The 21,044-nt window shown below is 67.2% G+C and carries 20 protein-coding genes; 11 read left to right on the top strand and 9 right to left on the bottom strand.

Features of this window, described 5'->3' with window-relative positions; all coding sequences use genetic code 11:
• Positions 1-68: 68 nt before the first annotated feature.
• A complete protein-coding gene (locus tag HUN07_RS07045) occupies positions 69-1,709 on the bottom strand; it encodes a cell division protein PerM (protein WP_174908761.1) in 1,641 nt (546 codons plus the stop codon).
• A 70-nt stretch (positions 1,710-1,779) separates the two neighbouring features.
• A complete protein-coding gene (locus tag HUN07_RS07040) occupies positions 1,780-2,658 on the bottom strand; it encodes a DUF5336 domain-containing protein (RefSeq protein WP_174908760.1) in 879 nt (292 codons plus the stop codon).
• Positions 2,659-2,808: 150 nt separating this feature from the next.
• Here HUN07_RS07040 and HUN07_RS07035 point away from each other — a divergent pair, with 150 nt between their 5' ends.
• Positions 2,809-3,444 (top strand): IMPACT family protein, encoded by a 636-nt coding sequence (locus HUN07_RS07035; protein WP_114718184.1) that lies wholly within the window; start codon positions 2,809-2,811, stop codon positions 3,442-3,444.
• An 85-nt stretch (positions 3,445-3,529) separates the two neighbouring features.
• Here the strand turns inward: HUN07_RS07035 and sucD are convergent, their stop codons facing one another.
• The 3 genes from sucD to HUN07_RS07020 all read right to left on the bottom strand — a co-directional run bounded on the left by sucD (position 3,530) and on the right by HUN07_RS07020 (position 7,602).
• Positions 3,530-4,432 carry a succinate--CoA ligase subunit alpha gene (gene sucD, locus HUN07_RS07030; protein WP_114718183.1) on the bottom strand — a complete coding sequence of 301 codons (903 nt, stop codon included), beginning with the start codon at positions 4,430-4,432 and terminating at the stop codon, positions 3,530-3,532.
• Positions 4,433-4,445: 13 nt separating this feature from the next.
• Positions 4,446-5,615: an ADP-forming succinate--CoA ligase subunit beta gene (gene sucC, locus HUN07_RS07025; RefSeq protein WP_114718182.1), complete on the bottom strand. Its 1,170-nt coding sequence runs from the start codon at positions 5,613-5,615 to the stop codon at positions 4,446-4,448.
• Between the two features lie 145 nt (positions 5,616-5,760).
• On the bottom strand, positions 5,761-7,602 hold the full coding sequence (locus HUN07_RS07020; RefSeq protein WP_174908758.1) for a hypothetical protein: 1,842 nt from the start codon (positions 7,600-7,602) through the stop codon (positions 5,761-5,763).
• A 233-nt stretch (positions 7,603-7,835) separates the two neighbouring features.
• On the opposite strand from HUN07_RS07020, the gene HUN07_RS07015 reads away from it, so the two are divergent.
• Entirely contained in the window at positions 7,836-8,945 is a 1,110-nt protein-coding gene (locus HUN07_RS07015; RefSeq protein ID WP_441346801.1) for a M23 family metallopeptidase, read from the top strand.
• 364 nt (positions 8,946-9,309) lie between these two features.
• Here the strand turns inward: HUN07_RS07015 and HUN07_RS07010 are convergent, their stop codons facing one another.
• From HUN07_RS07010 to HUN07_RS07000, 3 genes are all read right to left on the bottom strand, one after another.
• Complete coding sequence (locus HUN07_RS07010) at positions 9,310-10,113, bottom strand: tyrosine-protein phosphatase (RefSeq protein ID WP_174908754.1); 804 nt, start codon at positions 10,111-10,113, stop codon at positions 9,310-9,312.
• Positions 10,114-10,255: 142 nt separating this feature from the next.
• Positions 10,256-10,669 (bottom strand): phage holin family protein, encoded by a 414-nt coding sequence (locus HUN07_RS07005; RefSeq protein WP_174908752.1) that lies wholly within the window; start codon positions 10,667-10,669, stop codon positions 10,256-10,258.
• Between the two features lie 192 nt (positions 10,670-10,861).
• Complete coding sequence (locus tag HUN07_RS07000; protein WP_174908750.1) at positions 10,862-12,337, bottom strand: LuxR family transcriptional regulator; 1,476 nt, start codon at positions 12,335-12,337, stop codon at positions 10,862-10,864.
• A 108-nt stretch (positions 12,338-12,445) separates the two neighbouring features.
• Here HUN07_RS07000 and HUN07_RS06995 point away from each other — a divergent pair, with 108 nt between their 5' ends.
• The 8 genes from HUN07_RS06995 to HUN07_RS27400 all read left to right on the top strand — a co-directional run bounded on the left by HUN07_RS06995 (position 12,446) and on the right by HUN07_RS27400 (position 17,818).
• A complete protein-coding gene (locus HUN07_RS06995) occupies positions 12,446-12,655 on the top strand; it encodes a hypothetical protein (protein ID WP_114718177.1) in 210 nt (69 codons plus the stop codon).
• 11 nt (positions 12,656-12,666) lie between these two features.
• Positions 12,667-13,344 carry a GAP family protein gene (locus HUN07_RS06990; RefSeq protein ID WP_254622831.1) on the top strand — a complete coding sequence of 226 codons (678 nt, stop codon included), beginning with the start codon at positions 12,667-12,669 and terminating at the stop codon, positions 13,342-13,344.
• 73 nt (positions 13,345-13,417) lie between these two features.
• Positions 13,418-13,792 carry a PLDc N-terminal domain-containing protein gene (locus HUN07_RS06985; RefSeq protein WP_114718176.1) on the top strand — a complete coding sequence of 125 codons (375 nt, stop codon included), beginning with the start codon at positions 13,418-13,420 and terminating at the stop codon, positions 13,790-13,792.
• On the top strand, positions 13,789-14,241 hold the full coding sequence (locus HUN07_RS06980) for a DUF6325 family protein (RefSeq protein ID WP_254622830.1): 453 nt from the start codon (positions 13,789-13,791) through the stop codon (positions 14,239-14,241). The genes HUN07_RS06985 and HUN07_RS06980 overlap by 4 nt, the downstream gene beginning before the upstream one ends.
• Before the next feature lies 1 nt (position 14,242).
• Positions 14,243-14,551, top strand: coding sequence for an SHOCT domain-containing protein (locus tag HUN07_RS06975; RefSeq protein WP_174908748.1), 309 nt, complete (start codon positions 14,243-14,245; stop codon positions 14,549-14,551).
• Positions 14,552-14,614: 63 nt separating this feature from the next.
• Positions 14,615-15,556 (top strand): DUF1214 domain-containing protein, encoded by a 942-nt coding sequence (locus HUN07_RS06970; RefSeq protein ID WP_174908746.1) that lies wholly within the window; start codon positions 14,615-14,617, stop codon positions 15,554-15,556.
• Positions 15,557-16,053: 497 nt separating this feature from the next.
• On the top strand, positions 16,054-17,253 hold the full coding sequence (locus HUN07_RS06965) for a hypothetical protein (RefSeq protein ID WP_254622829.1): 1,200 nt from the start codon (positions 16,054-16,056) through the stop codon (positions 17,251-17,253).
• A gap of 271 nt (positions 17,254-17,524) precedes the next feature.
• Positions 17,525-17,818, top strand: a complete 294-nt coding sequence (locus tag HUN07_RS27400; protein ID WP_368077036.1) for a response regulator transcription factor — start codon at positions 17,525-17,527, stop codon at positions 17,816-17,818.
• 79 nt (positions 17,819-17,897) lie between these two features.
• Here the strand turns inward: HUN07_RS27400 and pcrA are convergent, their stop codons facing one another.
• Complete coding sequence (gene pcrA / locus HUN07_RS06955) at positions 17,898-20,360, bottom strand: DNA helicase PcrA (RefSeq protein WP_441346800.1); 2,463 nt, start codon at positions 20,358-20,360, stop codon at positions 17,898-17,900.
• Positions 20,361-20,746: 386 nt separating this feature from the next.
• On the opposite strand from pcrA, the gene HUN07_RS06950 reads away from it, so the two are divergent.
• A complete protein-coding gene (locus HUN07_RS06950; protein WP_114718170.1) occupies positions 20,747-21,040 on the top strand; it encodes a chorismate mutase in 294 nt (97 codons plus the stop codon).
• Positions 21,041-21,044: the final 4 nt, after the last annotated feature.

Below are 21,044 nucleotides of genomic sequence, written 5' to 3'. Positions count from 1 at the left end.
GCGTGGCAGTCAGCGCACTACTCCTGGTTTTCGAGACGGTCGGGCCGCATCACGGGCCGGGTTAGAGCCTAGTCGCTGGGGGTCAGCGGACCGTCCGGCAGGTCGCCTTCCGCGGCCTCGGCTGCCTCGTCCGAGGTCGTCTCCGTCTCGTCCGTCCCCGGCGAGGTCTCCGGCTCGCCCGGCTCGTCCTGATCCTGCGGCACCGCCTCGACCTCCACGTCGATCACGTCGGTGTCGGCCACATCGGTCGGGCCGGCGGCGGAGTCGTCGACGAGTTCGCCCTCGAGCACCGTCTCCCCGGAGCCGTCGGAGGTATCGGGAGCGGCCGGCCCGGCCGCCGATCCCGGCTCGGATTCCGGTCCCGACTCCGCATCCGCGTCCGTGCCCGCTTCCGGCTCCGACCGGTAGCGCATCGACGGCAACGCGAGGCGCTTCACCTCGAATGCGAGTGCCGGGTCGTCCGCTCCGGTGTCCTCGAACGCTGCGGTCTCCGCAAACTTGTCGGACTTCTCGGTTCGTTCGGTCTCGTCTCCGCCGTCCGACTCGACGCCGTCGCGCCGCGCGATGAGGGTCGCGACTGCGAGACCGGGCAGTGCCAGGAACCCGAAGGTGATCAATCCCAGCGCGAGCGGCTCGACGCCGACGAATCCGTACGCCCCCAGCTCGCCGCCCGCGACGAAACCGACGGCCGCAACCACCACACCGACGCCGGCGGCGGCGCACCCCACGGTGTACGCGGTCTCCTGCACGGGCAGGCGCAGACGACCGCAGTCCCGTCCGAGCAGTGCGCCGATCGCGAGCGGGACGATCAGCAGCACCGGCCACGCGGTCCCGACGAGTTCGCCGGGGACCCCACCGAGCACCGGGACCGGCGGCACCGGGCCCGCGACGATGTCGAACACGCTCACCGAGGTGCCACCGGCGTGCGCCGTACCGCCCACCAGGACCGCGACCGCCCCGACAGCGACGTTCGGCAGGTACAGCACCGACAGGACGGTGAGCCCCAGCACGCCGACCGGATCCGAACCGTCACCGAGGAGCGTCCCGACGTCGGACCATGACCACACCAGCGATGCGACCGTCACCGCGGAGCCCACCGCGAACAGGGCCAGCGCTGCTCGCGCTGCCGGGCGTCCCACCTCCGGAACCCAGGACGGGGCGCCTCGGCGCTCGCATTCCGCACGCCCCGTCGTCGCGACGACACCGGCCACCGCCGCGACGAGGTGGATGCCCACGACCCATGCGAGGGCCTCGGCCGCGTTCGGCGCCTCGAGCGCGACGACGGACGTCGCGTCGGTGACCACCGCGAGCGCGATGAGCGTCATCACGAACGGTCCCGCGACCGCCGCGGCAACCACCCGTGCGGCGTCACGCAGCGTCGAGCGCGCGGTGACCGCGCGGGCACATCCGCGGGCGACGGCCCACATCATCACGGCCGTCGGCAACAGCGGAAGTACCCCGAGCGGAGCGTCCGTGATGGTCAGCGAAACCTGGTGCAGCGCCAGCCAGCACGCGGCGATCGCCCCGACCACCCCGGTCAGGTCGCTGTTCGACGCGACCAGCGTGACGATGACGACCGCACTGATCAGGACGATCGCGACACCGGTCGGGCGCAGCGCCACCCCGAGCAGCGCACGCACCTGATCGGTGTCGGGATCGGGTCGGTCGGAGATGTCGCGGCGAACACCGCGACCAAGCAGAGAAGTCATCGGTTCGAGGGTCGCACCCGTGCCCGGCGGCGGCGTTCAGGCGCGCCGAGGCGTGGCATGGCCCACTCGATCACTTCTTCTCGTCGTCCGGGTTCTCGGTCTGGGCACCGAACGCCTGGGTGGGCGCGCCCGGCGAATCGGGAGAACCGGCCGGTGCGGCGGGGGGCGCCGACGGCGCCTCGGGCTGCGGCGTCTGCTGCTGCGGAATGTGCTGCGTCGGCTGCTGCGCCTGGTACGGCTGCTGACCGGCCTGGAACTGTCCGTAGCCGGCCGTGGGCTGCGACTGCTGAGGCTGCGCGTACCCCTGCTGCGGATAGCCCGGCTGCGGCTGACCGGCCTGACCGTAGGTCGGCTGCTGCGGGTACCCCTGGGCGTAGCCCTGCTGGCCACCCGGAACTCCGTACCCCTGCTGGGGTGCCTGGCCCGGGTATCCCTGCGGGTGACCGTAGGCGGCGGGGTGGACGTGGGTGCGCGTCGGTCGACCCTGCGGCTGCTTGACGAGTCCGGCACCGAACAGGAACACCGCCGTCGCGATCACCGCCTGGATGAACGCCAGGATCAGGATCATGACGCCGCCGCCGGCGAGGCCGCCGCCGGTGGGAATGTTGAGCATCAGGACGAACGACACGAGGAAGCCGACGAGCGAGGCCGCCGCAGCGGGGCCGGCGTAGGACTGCTTGGGCAGCAGCGTCAGACCGGCCAGCAGTCCGCCGAGGAGCAGGAAGCTGAGCGGGAGTGTGCCGTCGCTCTCGAACGCGTTCGCCGAGAACTCGAGGCCGTACCTGGAGCTCGTCGAGTTCTTCAGGTAGGGAGCGAACCCGAGGAGGAAGTTGACGACACCCAGCGCGAGGACCGCAATACCGAGATAGAACGACAAACTCTTCGTGCCGTTCGCCGCCGGCGGCTGCGAGGGCTGACCGAAGCCGGACCCTCCGTCGGTGTAAGTCATGTCTGCTCCTAGTCGACGTATCAAACCCCATGAACGCTACCCTGATCATCCACGCGAATCATCGGGAAAGGTGTCGGCGAGACCGCGACGACTCCGGTGGCAGACACGCCGCGTGTCCGGTCGCGCTGCACCGCACGGGAAAATGGGCTCATGCCCTTCACGCTGCCAGCCGGTTCCGACGTCGAGACCGAGACCGAGGTCAAGCATTCGCGCTTCATCGCGGTGCTCCGGCGGATCGACGGCCCGTCCGACGCCCAGGAATTCGTCGACGAGCGGCGCCGCCGATATCCCGACGCGCGGCACCACTGCTGGGCGTACATCACGGGCAACGGCCCGTCGGACCGGATCGAGCGGTCGAACGACGACGGCGAACCGGGCGGTACCGCGGGGATTCCGATGCTCCAGGTCCTGCGGGCCCGGGACCTCGTGGACGTGGCGGTGGTCGTCACGCGCTACTTCGGGGGCATCAAGCTCGGTGCCGGCGGGCTGGTGCGCGCGTACTCGGGCGCTGTGGTCGCCGCCGTCGACGAGGCGGTCGCCGCGTCGGCGTTGCTGAGCCGGGAACGCCTCGAACTGGTGTCCGTCGAGGTGGGCCACGACACGGCCGGACGCATGGAGTCCGAACTCCGCGCCCGCGGGGTGAGCGTCGTCGACGCCGCGTACGGCGCCGCGGTCACCTTCACGCTCGCGACCCGCAATCCCACCCAGCTCGCGTCGATCGTCGCCGAACTGACTTCCGGCGCAGGTGAACTCACGCCTGCGGGGGTTCAGTGGGTGGACGTCTGACTGTGCCGCCCACCGAACGCGAACGGCGCTCGCGGCCAGGCGGAAGGCCTTGGCTGCGAGCGCCGTTCGTGTGATCGGACGTCGATCAGAGGTTCTTCAGGATCTCCCGAGCGAGAGCAGCGGTCTCGGACGGCGTCTTGCCGACCTTGACGCCGGCCGCCTCGAGGGCGTCCTTCTTGGCCTGCGCGGTGCCCGAGGAACCGGAGACGATGGCGCCGGCGTGGCCCATGGTCTTGCCCTCGGGAGCGGTGAAGCCCGCCACGTAGCCGACGACCGGCTTGGTGACGTTGGCCTTGATGTAATCGGCGGCACGCTCCTCGGCGTCGCCACCGATCTCACCGATCATCACGATGACCTTGGTCTCGGGATCCTTCTCGAACGCCTCGATGGCGTCGATGTGGGTGGTGCCGATGACCGGGTCGCCGCCGATGCCGATGGCGGTCGAGAAACCGTACTCACGCAGCTCGAACATCATCTGGTAGGTCAGGGTGCCCGACTTGGAGACCAGGCCGACCGGGCCCTTGCCGGCGATGTTCGCCGGGGTGATGCCGACCAGCGCCTCACCCGGGGTGATGATGCCGGGGCAGTTGGGGCCGATGATCCGGGTCTTGTTGCCCTTGTCGACGTTGTAGGCCCACGCGTAAGCGGAGTCCTGGACCGGGATGCCCTCGGTGATGACCACGAGCAGCGGGATCTCCGCGTCGATGGCCTCGACGATGGCGTCCTTCGAGAAGGCCGGGGGGACGAACGCGATGGAGACGTCCGCGCCGGTCTCCTTCATGGCCTCGGCGACGGTCGCGAAGACCGGCAGCTCGACGGCGTTGCCGTCCTTGTCGGTGTGCGAGACCGTGGTGCCGGCCTTGCGAGCGTTGACGCCACCGACGACCTGGGTGCCGGCCTTGAGCATCAGGGCGGTGTGCTTGGTGCCCTCGCCGCCGGTGATGCCCTGGACGATGACCTTGGAGTCCTTGGTCAGGAAGATAGCCATTGTTGTGTGTCCCTTACTTCGCTGCGAAGGCGAGCTCGGCAGCCTTGTCGGCAGCCTCGTCCATGGTTGCGACGACCGTCACCAGCGGGTGGTTGGCCTCGGCGAGGATGCGACGACCCTCTTCGACGTTGTTGCCGTCCAGGCGCACGACGAGCGGCTTGTTGGCCTCGTCGCCCAGCGTCTGCAGCGCACCGACGATGCCGTTGGCGACCGCGTCACACGCGGTGATGCCACCGAAGACGTTGACGAACACGCTCTTGACCTGCGCGTCGTTCAGGATGACGTCCAGGCCGGCAGCCATGACGGCAGCCGAGGCGCCGCCACCGATGTCGAGGAAGTTGGCGGGCTTGACGTTGCCGTGCTTCTCGCCTGCGTAGGCGACGACGTCCAGGGTCGACATGACCAGGCCGGCGCCGTTACCGATGATGCCGACCTCGCCGTCGAGCTTGACGTAGTTGAGGTCGTTCTCCTTGGCCTTGAGCTCGAGGGGATCGGTGGCGTCACGATCCTCGAAAGCCTCGTGGCCGGGCTGACGGAACGCAGCGTTCTCGTCCAGCGTGACCTTGCCGTCGAGGGCCAGGATCTGGTCGTCGGGCGTACGGACGAGCGGGTTGACCTCGACGAGGAGAGCGTCTTCCTTGATGAAGACCTCCCACAGCTTCTGGATCGTGTTGGCCGCGGCGTCGAGCACCTCGGCGGGCAGCTTGCCGGCCTCGGCGATGCTGCGCGCGAACGCGAGGTCGACACCCTTGACGGCGTCCACGGGGATCTTCGCGAGGGCGTCGGGGTTCTCCTCGGCGGTGACCTCGATCTCGACGCCACCCTCGACCGAGCACATGGCCAGGTACGTGCGGTTGGTGCGGTCCAGCAGGAAGGAGATGTAGTACTCCTCGGCGATGTCACTCGCCTCTGCGACCAGCAGCTTCTTGACGACGTGGCCCTTGATGTCGAGGCCCAGGATCGCCTCGGCGTTCGCCTGCGCGGCATCCGCATCGGGCGAGTACTTGACGCCACCGGCCTTGCCGCGGCCGCCGACCTTGACCTGTGCCTTGACCATCACGGGCTTGCCGATTTCCTCGGCGATCTCGCGGGCACCGGCGACAGTGTCGGTAACACGGCCGGCCGACGTCGGCACGTCGTGCTTGGCGAAGAGTTCCTTCGCCTGGTATTCGAAGAGATCCATCTGCTCACCGTCTCGTCTGCGTTGACGCCCGCTCGAGGGGTAGGAGCGGGTCCGTGTCGGACTTTAACTAGTTCAATCAATCGACTATCGCTCGCCCACATGCTATGTGGCATATGTCACGCGTCGACAGTCGTCGCGGCACGACTCACCGCGGGTTGCGATACCCGGCGAGGGTCGCAGTCCCGGCGAGGAGCACCACGGCAAGGATTGCAGGTGCGACGCCCGGGCCTGCGACCGGATCCGTCAGACGACCCGCCGACAGTGACCACGCCACGAGATGACAGGCCATGACCACGGCCGCACCTGCGAGAAGAGCGGCCGCGCGGGCCGCGCGGGCATGCACTGCGACCAGCACCGCAACGACGACGACCACGGCCGACAACGCCTGTCCCCACGCGTCCCATCCCCATGGGAACCGCCCGAGGGACGCGGCCGTTCCGTCGGCCCCGCGGTACAGCGGGAGCACGTAGGCGAGGACAACCGCGGTCGCTGCGAGGACGCCGACGACCACCACCGAACGGACCGGGTCGACGCGTTGCGACGTGTCGACGTCGTCGCGTTCGGCCGCGCCCGCGAATCCCGCCAGCAGCCCCGTCACGACCGCGACGAGCGCCGCGGCGGCCATGAGCCAGCTCCCCGCACCCAGTCCGACTCCGGGGATCTCGAGGGCCGTGAGCGCGCTCTGCGCGACGCTCGCGACCGCGGCGACCACCGACACCCACAGCACGCCGACGACGGGACGGACGAGGGCCGCGAACTCCGACATCAGCAGCCACACGGCCGCGATCGCGATCAGCGCCGCGGCGACCAGCACGACTCGGGTCGCGGGCAACTCGGGAGCCGGGAGCGGATCCGGGACTGTCAGCACGGGCAGCAGCGCGCCGGCGCCGGCCAGCAACCCGGCGCAGATTCCCGCGACGCCCGTGGCGGTGTGCCATCGGCCGACGGTTTCCCGCGGTGTCGACCGGGCTACCGCACGATCCCGGTGCCCCGCGACGGACAACTCCGCCGCGCGCTGCTCGCGGCGTCGCGCGGCGACGGGGATCGACACCGCCTCAGCGATCAGCAGCACGGCGCCGACCGTGCCCCACACCGCGCCCGGGCCGGGAGCGAGGCGGTCGTCGACGAGCCCGGCGGCGAGCCGGCTGCCGACCAGCCCGAGTGCCGCCACACCGGCTCCCCCGATCGCCCCGGCGGCCACCGCGACGTCGGTCGACGCCAGCGCAGCGGCGACGACGATCAGAACGGCCACGGCGACGACCACCGCACCGATCGCGGTGGCTCCGTCCGAGGCGATCGCGGCACGCACCAGGATCACCGGGTCGTTCGACGCCAGCGGGCGCACGAGCAGCGCGAGCGCCAGCGCACCCGCGGACACGAGAACGCCTGCAGTGAGCCCGAATCCGATCCGCGAGCCCGCGGGACGCCCGACCGCGTCCGGATCGGGCGATGCGCCGTGCCCGTCGGCGTGCGACGCCCGGTGCACTGTCAGGAGGCCGAGCGCACCCGCCGCCACGGCGCCGATGTGACCGGCCAGGATCAACGCGGCGCCGGGTCCGGTGGTGATGCCGGCGGCAGTCGCGGGACGGAACAGCTCCAGCCGGTTGGCGTCGATCGGATCGGTCCACAACTGGATGTCGAGGACGCACAGCCCGACCGTCACCGCGCCGGCGCCGGCCAGCAGTGCGCCCGCCGCGGCGGGCCACCGGGACATCAGCGCGGCGGCGACGGCCGGAACCGCGAGAGCGACCATCACGGCGATCAGGGTCGCGCCACCCACTGCGGGGATGCGAGTGCCGTCCGCGGTCCGTGCCACCGCCGTCAGGGAGCCCGCAGCGACCGCGATCGCGCCGATCGCCGCGATCGTGACGGCGGCGATCGACAGCTTCCCAGCGATGCTGGGCGACGACCCGACGGCGGGCTCGCGCCGGGCCGCATCGGGGTGGGCTACTGCGGACACCGCGCGCGACTGGGTTGGGGATTCCACCCGCGCGACGCTATCTCGTGAACACGTCACCGCGTGGTGTGTAACACCGCCGTGTCATCCCGATATATGAACGAGACCATTCGGGATGTTCGACATCCGCCCAGTTCAGCTTGTGACGCCGGTCACATCTGTCGATTCGTCATGGGCTACAGGTTGCCCCGCCGCAACCGTTTCGTTACCGTCGCCAAGGTCTAAGTCACAGGCAGGTCACGGGCAGGAGGACGGCAGGGCACATGCACCACCGCGCTCAGTTCACGGCCAGTCGATTTGTGAAACAACACGCCGACCCGGAATCCATCGAGCCTTCGCAGGCATTTCGGACCGCGGCAGATCACGAGTTCGAGCGTTGCAATCCAGCAGCGGAGCCGTCTCCGGTCACGCTGCTACACCGAGTGGACGACGGCGTCACGCCCAGCTATCCGACGCCCCCGGAGGTTCGTTACTCCGAGGCCGAAAGTTCTGAGATTTGCAGCGCCATGCTCCACAATGAGAACAAGTCCGAAAACCTCGAAGACTCGACTCCTTTCGACGCCTTCACCCCCGCCGGATCCGCTGACGCGGCCCGCGATGTCGCCGCCCCGGCGCGACGCGGCGGCTTACACCGCCTCCCCACTCCCCCCTCCGCCCTCAAGGGCCGCGCCGCAGTCATCGCGGTAGCCGCCGGCGCAGTCGTCGCCGCGGGCCAGGCAGCAATCAGTTCGCCGGCCAAGGACTCCGATCACTCCGAGGTCTCCCTCACCGCTTCCGGCGCCGCCGCGACCACCGCCGTTCCGCAGGCCGCCCAGTTCAGCGACGTCGCCGAGAATCCCTCCTCCGACAGCTCGGCACCCCAGGTGCTCGCGGTCGCGAACCCCACCGATCTGGGGCAGTTCTCCAACCTCCTCGCGAAGGGCCAGCGTTTCAGCGAGGAGCGCGCCGCCCGCGAGGCCGCCGCCCGCCGCCCGCTGTTCGTCCTCCCCGCCAAGGGCACCTACACCTCGTCGTTCGGGGCACGTTGGGGCACACTGCACGCCGGTGTCGACATCGCCAATGCCATCGGCACCCCGATCTACGCGGTCGCCGACGGCGAGGTCATCGATTCGGGTCCGGCCTCCGGCTTCGGCATGTGGGTGCGCGTCCAGCACGCAGACGGCACCATCACCGTGTACGGCCACATCGACACCACGCTGGTCACGGTGGGCCAGAAGGTCATGGCCGGCGATCAGATCGCCACGATGGGCAACCGCGGCTTCTCCACCGGCCCGCACCTGCACTTCGAAGTGCACCTGGCCGGCGAGAACAAGATCGATCCGCTCCCCTGGCTCGCCACCCGCGGCATCAGCCTCGGCGTCGAGCAGCCCTGACGCTCGATCCCACGATCACGGCCTGCGTCACCACACTGAGCGGACGTGCCGAGCCCGTCCCCGGCGACCGGCCCGCTCGAACGCCTCTGCGGTTGCTCACGATTCAGGAAAGCTCCTGCAGCGCCCGCACCGATGAGGGCGTGGACGAGTGGGCCCCGTCGGACACTCGTCGTCGGTTCGACCCGAGGCGAACCCTGGAGCAGGGAACTGGGTTCCGAACCGAAATCTCGTTCGAGCCGTACTGCGCCCACCGGCCGACTTCTACAGTGTCGCAACGGATCCTGAGTGCAGCCCTCGACGACACCGGCAATCGGCTGGGGCGAATCGGTTCCCGCGCTGTGCGACCCACTCCGACTGGATGTTTCTACGAAGACTGCGTGAACCGCTCGCGCAGCGTCGCGAGTTGCTCGGCGGTGAGTCCGAGCCCGTCACGCGCGTAGTCCTCGACGGTGCCGAAGTGGGTGCGCATCTCGTCGAGAGCGGCATCGATGTAGCTCTCACGGACACCGAGGAGAGGACGGATCAGCTCCGGGTCGACACCCTTGCTCTCGACGAAGGCGAGGATCGGATCGGTCATGGGCGCCAGATCGGTGTTCGTTTCGAGGTAATCGGCGCGCACGTCGGTCTCGTCGGCGCCGAGGAGGAGCAAGAAGGAAGTCGCGGCCCATCCGGTGCGATCCTTGCCGGTGGTGCAGTGGAAGAGGGCAGCCCCGGCACGCTTCTCGTCGATCAGGTCGAGATAGAACGCGCGGTATGCGCTCAGCGCTGAGGGCAAACTGACGAAGTTTCGGTTCGCCTCCTCCATCTGCCCGATCCCGCGCCCGTCGTTGATCGTCCCGGCGTATGCGACCGGGTCCGTCATGAGAAGTCCGGTGGCCGCGGCGTTCTGGGCATTGTCGGCCAGCACGTCGAGCCAGACCGTACGCACCGTGTCGGGAAGGCGATCGAAGGCACCGTCGCGCTCGGCAGCGGTGCGGAAGTCGTACACAGTTGCGACACCGAGGACCTCGAATGCGGTGAGGTCGTCGTCGTCGAGCTTCGCGAGCGTCGCCGAGCGGTACAGCGCGCCCGGGCGGACGGTGCCGGATGCAACGGGAATACCGCCGAGGTCACGGAAGTTCGGGGCACTCTTCAGGAGAACACGACGGTCGAGCGGGTGAGCGGTCATAGCTGACTCCTACTGGGTTGGTTCCAGGACAAGATATTTCGGCGGAGCGTGGAGGCAATTGTGAGGGACCGTCGAACCGCGCGACACCGACGAGGACGATCGCCACGGTCAGCACTGCTGCGACAAGGAGCAGTATCAACCGTCACGCCTGATTCACACTGCGCACGAGCTTCTCTGCACTGCGTCGTTTGAGCCACCTGTCGATGACGAAGGCCATGAAGATCCACCCGCCGAGTGCCGTGATCACCCAGACAATGATCGGTGCGAAGATCCAAGACTGGACGCCGCTGATCTGAATGCCATCGGGGAACAGGGATGCAACCCACAGCGCGAGCAGCGTGGCGACCAGCCCGATACCACCCGCAAGCGGAGCGGCATAGCGCTGCGCCACGCTGAGCACGAACGGGCCGAGAATCATGTGGGCCAAGGTGAATACGCCGATTGCCACGAAGAATCCGGTGAAGCTCAGATCCACCCCGGGTAAAACGAAATGCACCACGATCAACGCCACCACACCGAGTACGCATTGCGAAAAGAGCTGGAACAGCAGACGCATACGTCGTGTCTCCTTGATCAGTCGAGCCACCCGGCGACTACCCGGTGTTCTCGGAACAATAATGGGTTTGCCCTCCGACGATCATCGGTCCGAGGCGTCGCGGCGAGGAAGCCGAAACCACTACCCGCGTTTCTACCCGCCGAGTGCGCCCCCGTTGAAGTACTCCGTTGACGAGTCGGACCGCCCCGCAACCTATCTGCTGTCGGCTGCTTGAACAGCAGCACGACGTTTGGTCACGCCCAGCTTGCGGTAGATCGAGCGAATGTGCGTCTTCACCGTGGGGTAAGCGATGCCGAGGTGCGCTGCGATCTCATCTGCAGTCATCGCGGTACGCAGATATGTGAGTATCTCCTTTTCTCGTTCCGTCAGGACTCCCGCGAGGAGTACCGACAGTTGGTTCCGTCGTTCCAGGATCGTGCACAAGAGCTCGTGATGTCTCGACCCCCGTAGTGCGTGAGCGTTCAAGAGATCGACAATCACCGGATCGTCAGAGAGAAATGGGGCGAGAATCCGTTCGGGGAGTGCAGCCTCCAGCGCACGATCCAGCTGCTCATGCGCTTGGAGACCATGCCCTGATACGGAGTTCAGTGCGGCTGAGGTGACGAGTGTGCTCACCAGCGCATATCGCGGCAGCCCGGCCGATGTTGCGAGGCGAAGCGCTCGAGCCGACGGTTCCGGATCCCCCAAGACTCGATAGAGTTCCGCGAGAAGCGCATGAGCAACCGCAGCACCTGTGCGGGTAAGAACAGGCCTGGCGATACGGCGAGCTTGCTCGTCCTGCCTTTGCGCGTGGGCGAGCCAGGCCGTGGTGACGCGCCGCAGCGTATCCCAAGGAATGCCATGCTTGTCCGCAGTGCTCACGCCTCGCAGCAAACGCGCCGCGGTGTGGTATCGGTCTTCCCGGTTCAGAGCGATCAGGCTCATCACCAAGTAGAGACGGGCGAGCGCCTCGAAGTTGGTTCCGGGGCTGCCCTCTACGATGACGGAGTCGAAGTGAGCTATCGCCTCCTCGAAGTCGCCGCGCCAGAAAGCGATGCACCCTCGATTCGACTGTGGGAGACCACCTTCGAAGCGTTCCCAGTCGGACGCCACCTCCCTGGAAGGGAGCCCGTCGAGGATCTGTTCGGCTTCGGTGAATGCTCCCGCGTGGGTGAGCGCAAAGGCCAGATTGGATTGCGCGAGACGCAACGTCTCCGCACGCGACTGCAACTGCGCCTCATCGCTGGCGGAGCGAAGTAGCGCGATAGCACGAGGGAGATCACGACGAAGCCTGACCTCGGTCCATCCGAGGAGGAAAAGCGCGGATGGGTAATCGTCCTCCGGTTCGCACTGGGCGAGCGCGTGGCGCGCGCGATCGGCGATGACGGCCTTGGTCGAGGAGTCTGGAGCGAGCAGCAGGTCAGTGAAGCAGACGACGAAATCGTCAGACGCAACCCGTAAACCCTGTCCGCGGAGAAACTCCGCACCGTACGGGTCGCCACTGAGGTCGCGGCAGCACGCCCGTATCAGCAGGATGTGCGGGTCGTGCGGATCAGGATGGGCAAGGCAGAGCTGCTCGAGTTCCCTCGTGTGAGATTCGAGAATCAGACGGAGCCAGTTCTTCCGTAGGACGCTTCGAGCCTGCTCTGCCTCACCGGAGGCGAGTGCCTCACGCACGGCTTCGATCATGTGTCGAAGATACTCGAGACGAGCATTCATCGGCCATAGAAATCCGGTCTCATCCGCTGCGGATGAGACCGCGATCGAAGCCTGCAGGAACCGGCGAGAATTGCCGCAATGAACGGAATTGCCGGGTTGAGCCGGCGGAATGTCGGGCGGGAGTTCCTTGCCGGAGTCACGCTGCTCGCGTTCAGCTGGGTGCGCAGCGGCGCGCTTCCGCGGCTGGGCCGTTTCGAGGTCGTGCGCGAAGGAGATCCGATCCACCCGACGAACCGGGCCTCCGTCGCCGAACTCGCAACCGCTCCCACCGACGCGACTGCTACGTAGGGGAACTGACCATGTTGGGTTCTGTCATCGGGGAGACGCTGCCGCTCGCGCTTGGCATCGCGATCAGCCCTTTCACGATCATCGCGGCCATTCTCATGCTGCTTTCCTCGAGCGCTCGCCGCACCGGCCCCGGATTCCTGATCGGCTGGATCCTCGGGATCGCCATCGCGGTGACGGCGTTCGTGTTGCTCGCCGGCCTGCTCACACCCCACGGCGACTCGGGTGGATCGAACGTGCCGCGTGTAATCGTGCAGCTCCTGCTCTCGGCCCTGTTGCTGCTGCTCGCGGTCAGGCAATGGCGAGGCCGACCGAAGCCCGGCGTGGATCCCGCACTCCCGAAATGGATGGCCGCCATCGACGGCTTCACGTTGAAGCGCGCATTCGGCCTCGGCCTCCTGCTTTCGGCACTCAACCCGAAGAACCTCCTCATCGCCGCGAGCGCCGGAGTGACCATCGGAGACGCCGGTCTCGCCGCCCTCCCGGCAAGTATCGCGACGGGGGTCTTCGTCCTGTGCGCCACCTCGACGGTGTGGGTGCTGGTCTCGGCGTTCATCGTCGCTTCAGAGCAGCTCCGGGGACCGCTGGATGCCCTGCACCGGTGGCTCGTCCGCGAGAACAACGTGGTCATGACCGTACTCATGGCATTCATGGCGGCACTCATCCTCGGCAAGGCCATCGCCTCCCTCTGACCTCTGCTTCGCCACTCTCCCTCATCAATCGGCCGCGAACCCCGCGGCCCCTTACACGAATCGGACAACACACATGAACTTCTGGGAAAGCCTCGGCTGGATGCTGTCGGCGACCGTCTTCATCGGATATCTCTTCGCGCTGTTCGCGATCATCGCCGACCTGTTCCGCGACCATAAGCTGAACGGTTGGTTGAAGGCCCTCTGGGTGTTCTTCCTGCTCTTCCTGCCCATCGTGACAGCGCTCGTCTATCTCGTCGCCCGCGGCGAAGGGATGACGGAACGCAGCAACAAGGCCGCACGCGACGCGGAGAACGCTGCCGAATCGTATATCCGCGAGGTCGCAGGGAAGAGCCCCAGCGAGGAGATCGCCACAGCCGCAGCACTCCTCGAAGCAGGAGCCATCAACGAGGACGAGTTCACCGCACTGAAGCTGAAGGTCCTCTCGTGAGCGGCGACGTGGTGAGTGCTGCGCGTTTCGGACCTGTCGACTTCTATCTTCTCGGCCTGCCCGGGGAGAGCCTCGACCCGGCCGCACTCTCCGCGCTCACCGACCTTGCAGATACCGGCCTGGTGCAGCTGCTCGATCTGATCGTCATCTCCAAGTCCGAGGACGGCGAACTCACCCTCATCGAGGTCGAGGAGTTGCCGAACGGCTTCGAGATCAATGTCGAGATGCTCGGCGCGTCCGGTCTCCTCGGGCATGAAGACATCACCGAACTCGCGGCGGCGATCCCCGCCGGCGCTGCGGCGCTGCTGGTCGCGCTCGAGCTGGTCTATCAGCGTGAGCTCGCCGCCCGGACCGCCGAGTCGGGCGCGGTGCTACTGGGCTACGAGCGGATTCCCGCCCCGATCGTCAACGCCCTCATGGACACGATCACCCCGAAACTGGAGGTCTGACATGCCCTTCATCCCGAGAACCGGTCGCCCCGGACTGCTGGGCCTTGCCGCGCGCACCGCGATCGTGACCGGTACCGCGACCGCCGTCAGCGACGGTATGGCCACCCGCCGGCAGCGAAGGGCCCAGGCCGAGTACGAGCAGGCCCAGTACGAGTTGGCCCAGCAGCAGGCAGCACGCGCGATGACCACACGCGCGCCCGCTGCCCCGGTCGATCTCGTCGCCGAGCTGCAGAAACTCGGCGATCTCAAATCACAAGGCCTGCTGAGCGATGCCGAGTTCGAAGCCGCGAAAGCGCGACTGCTCGGCTGAATTCCCCGACGGGGCGAGGGATACCCGCTCCCGTGCCGTACCCGACACCGAATGGAACCCGCCATGTCCGCGATTCCCGTCAACATCCTGAACTTCAATCGGGCAGAATCCGATCTCATGTTCGCTCGCCTGGCCGCGGGCGGCGGCCTGGGCACCTGGAACCACACTCGTGAGCTCGAGCCGCTCGACAACCAGCCGATCATCCGCCAGAACCGCGACACCCTGTACAGCAGCAGCATCATCGACGTGTGCGAAGACGTCACGATCACGGTGCCGGATACCGGCAAGCGCTACATCTCCGTGTGGGTGATCAGTCAAGATCATTACGGTCCGGTCATCCTGCGCGATCCGGGAGAGCACGTGCTCACGCGCGAACTGGTCGGGACCGACTACGCCGCACTCATCGTGCGCATCCTCGTCGATCCGAACAGCCCCGAAGACGTCGCCGAGGTGAACCGGCTGCAGGACGTCCTCGCCATCGACGGCGGCGGAACAGGCGAGTTCCCGTTGCCCGGCTACGACGAGCAGTCGCAGAACGAGACCCGCGACGCGATCCTCGCACTCGCTCGCGGCGTCAGCAAGTACGACCGATCATTCGGCACCGCAGCAGAAGTCGATCCGATCATGCACCTGCTCGGCACCGCCTCCGGCTGGGGTGGCCTCCCTGAACAGGAGGCCACCTACGTCAGCGTCGACGAACGCCTCCCTGTCGCGGAATACCGTCTCCGTCTGAACGACGTTCCGGTGGATGCGTTCTGGTCGGTGTCGCTGTACAACGCGGCCGGCTACTTCGAGGAGAACGCCCTGGGCGTGAACAGCATCAACAGCCTCACCGCCACCCCCGACGCCGACGGCGGTACCACCATCCGCTTCGGCGTACACCTCGACGGTGTCGCGAACGCCCTGCCCATCATGCCGGGCTGGAACTACGTGCTGCGGCTGTACCGCCCCCGGCCCTCCGTGCTCGACGGCACCTGGACGGCGCCGCGTCCCGAAGCGCTCTAGCGGGGAGCGGGGCCACTGCCCCACCGGGTGGGGCAGCACCGGCATGCGATCCCACTCGGACTCACCATCGATACCCAGGCCCGCGCAGACACCACTGGAGTTGGTGCCCTTCACAAGTCGCCGTCACTCATACCGCCCAGCAGCACCGTCCCCTCGCCGAGCACCGCTCTTCCGGCAACCTCGTCAGAGGACCGAGCGCGTGCGAGACAGACCTGAACGGGGATCTACCACAATTCGTCAGCCACCTCACAAGGAGCGAGATGCCTTCATTGAAAACGTTCGTAGCTGCGGCGGCGCTGACCGCGATCACAGCGTTGCCCGGGACCGGGTCCGCGGTCGCTGCGCCGGCGATTGGATCGGCCGATCTCGGTTCGTCGAGCGGATCCGGATTCGGGTCCGTCGATCTCGGCTCGTCGAGCGGATCCGGATTCGGATCCGTCGATCCCGGTTCGAGCGGCCCCGATCCCGAGTATCCGGTGTCGACCTGCTTCTGGTCCGTGCCAGTCAATCCCGAGCTCGCAGACCCGCAGCTCAACTACGCCTTCCCCGACACCGCGGCGGTCTATTGGGCTGCGCAGTTCACTATCCCGGAGGATGCCGAACTGGTCATCCGGGGGCAGTACGCGCACGCGCGCTACCAGTCGTTGAACTCGTACAACGCCGGCACCGCGATGCCGACCGCCGTCCTCAACGACATTTCGACCGCCCCGGACGCCGGTTCGCAGAACACCTATCTTCCGGGCGCCGACCGTCTGAATGAAGACGGCAGGTCGTATACGGTCTCTGTGCTCGACGAGACGCCGCCGGCTGAGCCGCGACACAACACTCTGTATGCCGGTGTGCCAGGACAGGATCGGATCAGCCTCCTCTACCGCATTTACCTTCCCGACAATGGACGTGATCTCACCGGCGGCGTAGGACTACCGGATCCAGAGTTGCACCTCGCCGACGGTCAGGTGCTGCGCGGCGAAGCACTGTGTTCGGCGGTCGACGCGGACAATGCGATCTTGAAGCCCACTCCACTGCCGCTGGACACGTACAAGGCTCTGCGCGACCAGCCGGGCAAGCCGGCGACATTCCCTGCGGACCAGACACCTGTGTGGCGGGCCTACTACAGCGCCGAGTTCACTCTCGGGTGTACCTATCTCGGCAAGTGTGATGGCACACCCCAGCGGGTGGGCGGACAGTACTCCAACATCGACAACAGCTACGTCACGGCCGAAGTCAACCGCGGGTTCGGCGACGTTCTGGTACTTCGTGGCGAACTGCCGCGGACTCCGAAGACGACGACGGGCACGCAGCATATGAACGGCAATGTCGACATGCGGTTCTGGTCGATGTGCAACAACGAATCACTGGCAACGACGAAGGTGATCGCATGCCTGTACGACGAGCAGGTGACCACTGATGCGGCCGGTCGTTACACAATCGTCGCGTCGCTGCCTGAAGACCGACCCTCAAATGCCACCAAGGAGTGCGGGGTGTCATGGCTGCCGCTCTCGCCGACTGGCGATGGCGCCGGGCATCCCGACGATTCCCTCCTGATCATGCGGAACATGCTGCCGTCCAAGGACTTCAGCCATGCCGCGCATGATACCGAGACTCCCGGCGATGAAAAGGCCGTCATGGGGCAGTACTTGCCGGAAGGACAGTACACGGCCAAGTCCGCATTCGAGGCGAGTGGCTGCGCCGAGTAGTCGGACATCTGAACGAGCCGCGCGCGTCTCAACTGTCCATCACCGACACGTCACGGACCAGGTTCACGGGTTGGTCTGCGGCCTGACACTTCTGGCCGTCGTGCGGCCGCAGCCAACCCGCGATGGCGCCTGACGAGTGCTGGTGAAAGGTAACTCCGAGACCGAGAGTATGCATGCATGATTGGGAATGCCGGACGCCGGCTTTCCCGTGCGAGTCGCGAGGCTCGTACACAGGTGCTGGTGCGTGACCGGGTGATCCGTCTGGTCGAGGGTGAGGCCCGGCAGCCGCGGCTCCGCATCCTGCGCGGACCGTTGGGTGCCGGGAAACCTCGACGGGCTGCCCGCAGTGCTGCAGGTGTCGCTGGTTCCCCCGCTCACGGAGGCAGAGAGACGCACCCTCGAGGCACTCCGAAACGGGCGAACCACCCGGGAAGCGGCGGCCGAGCTGTTCATCTCACAGGACACCGTGAAATACCGACTGAAGAGCATCTACCGGAAGTTCCAGAGCGCCGATCGCGCAGACATCCTCTACCGTGCCGAACGCGCTGGTCTCCTCAGGCGATGACCTGCCTACCGAGCAGCCCCGACCAGAAGCAACCCAGCCACGGAGTCGAATATCCAGCCTGCCGACCGGCCTCGTTGCGTCAGAGCTTGACCATCGGCACGCCACCGATCAGCATCAAGCGGACCTTGCCCGCCGAACCGAAGTCGATCGTCACGGTCGCGGTCGGTCCGGCACCCTTCGTCTCGAGCACCTTGCCGAGCCCATACTTGTCGTGACTGACCCGGTCGCCGACCGCGAGCACGAGATTGTTGTTGCGCCCCCGGGGAGCGCCGAAGCTCGGCGTCGTACCGGCCCCTCGGCCACCACCGCCGCCGAATCCCGAACCGCTGTAACCGGATCCACCGTATCCCTGGCCGCGAGCCCGGCCACCTCCGATGGCTCCACCGGCACCGAGTACGCCGGGATCCTCGCGGCGCCAGTTCACCAGATCCGCCGGAATCTCCTGCAGGAAACGCGATTCCGGGTTGGTGACCGGCTGCCCCCAGGCCGAGCGCACAATCGCACGGGTCAGGTACAGCCGGTGCCGGGCGCGGGTGATACCGACGTACGCCAGGCGGCGCTCCTCCGACAGTTCCGCCGGGTCACCGAGCGCGCGCATGTGCGGGAACTGCCCGTCCTCCCAGCCGGTCACGAAGACCACCGGGAACTCGAGCCCCTTCGCAGTGTGCAGCGTCATGAGCGTCACGACACCCTCACCCGAGTCGGGTACCTGGTCCGAGTCGGCAACCAGCGAGACCCGCTCGAGAAACGCCGCCAGCGAACCGGGGTCGGGCAGGCCTTCGTCGTCGCGTTCACCGGCCTCGCCGGACTCGTCACCGGCGGCGGACTCGTCCTCCGCGAACGCTGCGGCGTTGCGGGCGTCGGAGCTGAACTCCCTTGCAACGCTGACCAACTCGTTGAGGTTGTCGAGCCGGGCGCCGTCCTGCGGATCGCTGCTGGCCTCGAGCTCGCGGCGGTACCCGGTGCGGTCCAGGACAGCCTCGATGATCTCACCGATGTCGGAGAGATCGTTGCCGTCGGCGTCGGTGCTCACCATCAACGCCCGCAGCCCGTCCATCAGTTCGAGAAACGATGCTATGGCCTTCTGGGAGCGGGTGTTCAGCAGCGGGACGACGCCCTCGGCGCCGGCGCGGAGGGCCTGCGCGAACCCGACCCCCTTCTGCTCGGCGTACACCGACACGCACGCCTCCGCGCGGTCACCGATCCCGCGGCGGGGAGTGTTGAGGATGCGGCGCAGGCTCACCGTGTCGTCCTCGTTCGCGAGCACCCGCAGGTACGCGACGATGTCGCGTACCTCCTTGCGTTCGTAGAACCGCGTGCCGCCGACCACCTTGTACGGAATGCCGAGGCGGATGAAGATCTCCTCCAGCGCACGCGAGGAGTTGTTGGTCCGGTAGAACACCGCGACGTCGCCGAACTTCGCGTCGCCGGCGTCGACCAGGCGGTCGATCTCCGACGCCACGAACTGTGCCTCGTCGTGCTCGTTGTCGGCGACGTACCCGGTGATGAGCTCACCCTCGCCGGAGTCGGTCCACAGGCGCTTCTCGCGGCGGCCGGTGTTCCGGGAGATCACCGAGTTCGCCGCCGACAGGATGTTCTGCGTGGACCGGTAGTTCTGTTCGAGCAGGATGGTCCGCGCGTCCGGGTAGTCGCGCTCGAACTCCTCGATGTTGCGGATCGTGGCCCCGCGGAACGCGTAGATCGACTGGTCCGCGTCACCGACGACGCACAGTTCGGCCGGCGGCACCGTGTGCGGATCGACAGCGCCCTCGGGGGCCTCCCCCACCAGTTCTCGAACCAGCACGTACTGCGCGTGGTTGGTGTCCTGGTACTCGTCGACCAGCACGTGCCGGAACCGGCGCCGGTAGTACTCCGCGACCTGGGGGAACGCCTGCAGCAGCCCGACGGTCTCGCCGATCAGGTCGTCGAAGTCCATCGCGTTCGCGGCCCGCAGGCGCTGCTGGTAGTGCGCGTACACCCGGGCCACCAGCTTGGGCATCTCCGCCGGATCCCGGTCCGCGGTGGCCGCGGCCTCCTCGGGATCGATCAGCTCGTTCTTGAGGTTCGAGATGTGCGTGGCGAGCAGCCGCGCGGAGAAGCGCTTGGTGTCGATGTCCAGATCCTTGGAGATCATCGTCAGCAGGCGCCGGGAGTCGTCGGCGTCGTAGATCGAGAAGTTCGAGTTCAGGCCGGGCAGCAGCGCCGACTGTGCCCGCAGGATCCGCACGCAACTCGAGTGGAACGTCGAGACCCACATGCTGTTGGCGCGGGGGCCGACCAGTTGGGCCACCCGCTCGCGCATCTCGGCGGCGGCCTTGTTGGTGAAGGTGATCGCCAGGATCTGGCCGGGCATCACGCCGCGTTCGGCCAGCAGGTACGCGATCCGTCGGGTCAGCACCGCGGTCTTGCCGGACCCGGCACCGGCCACGATGAGCAGCGGCGATCCCGCGTGCAGGACGGCCTCTCGCTGCTGCGGATTGAGACCGTCGAGGAGGGCGTCGGTCGAACCGTGGGCACCGCCCGGAGACATACCTGACGACATACCTGACGACATACCTGCAGCGCCGATCGTGGACCCGGAAATAGTGTTCATCGCCTGTCAACGCTACCGGCGAAGTCCGACACTTCGGCAGCTACCCGATCCCGTCGACGGTGAAGGCAGTCACCCCTGCTTGGGCTGGTCTCATTCGCGTGGCAAACTGGAGTAATGATCATTGCCACGCAGGGGCACCAGCCGGGTGCCCGATGGCGCTCGCCCCGCGAGCACTGGCGATTTCCCAGCGGGTACCGGCCTATGGTGCCCGCGGCCTGATCCCCCGCGCGCCCCGAGGTCCACACCGGATCCCGGGGCGTTCTTGTGAGCTGGACCCGGATTCCTAACGACTCGAGGGCACCGAACGAACCTAGTTCTGACACGAGGAGAAGAACATGAGCAGTCCGACCGCACCTCCTTCATCCGAGTCACCCGTTCCCGCGAGCGAAGCCGAGATCGACGAACTCCGCAAGGAGATCGACCGCCTCGACGCCGAGATTCTCGCGGCGGTGAAGCGCCGCAGCGAGGTGTCCCAGATCATCGGCCGCACCCGCATGGCGTCGGGCGGCCCGCGGCTGGTCCACAGCCGGGAGATGAAGGTCCTCGAGCGGTTCAGCGAACTCGGCCAGGAGGGCCATACCCTCGCGATGCTGCTGCTGCGCCTCGGGCGCGGGCGACTGGGGCACTGACCTC

The organism is Rhodococcus sp. W8901 (assembly GCF_013348805.1).
Taxonomy (GTDB): domain Bacteria; phylum Actinomycetota; class Actinomycetes; order Mycobacteriales; family Mycobacteriaceae; genus Prescottella.
The sequence above is the reverse complement of the archived record's forward strand: the minus strand, read 5'-3'. Positions and strand labels throughout refer to the sequence as shown.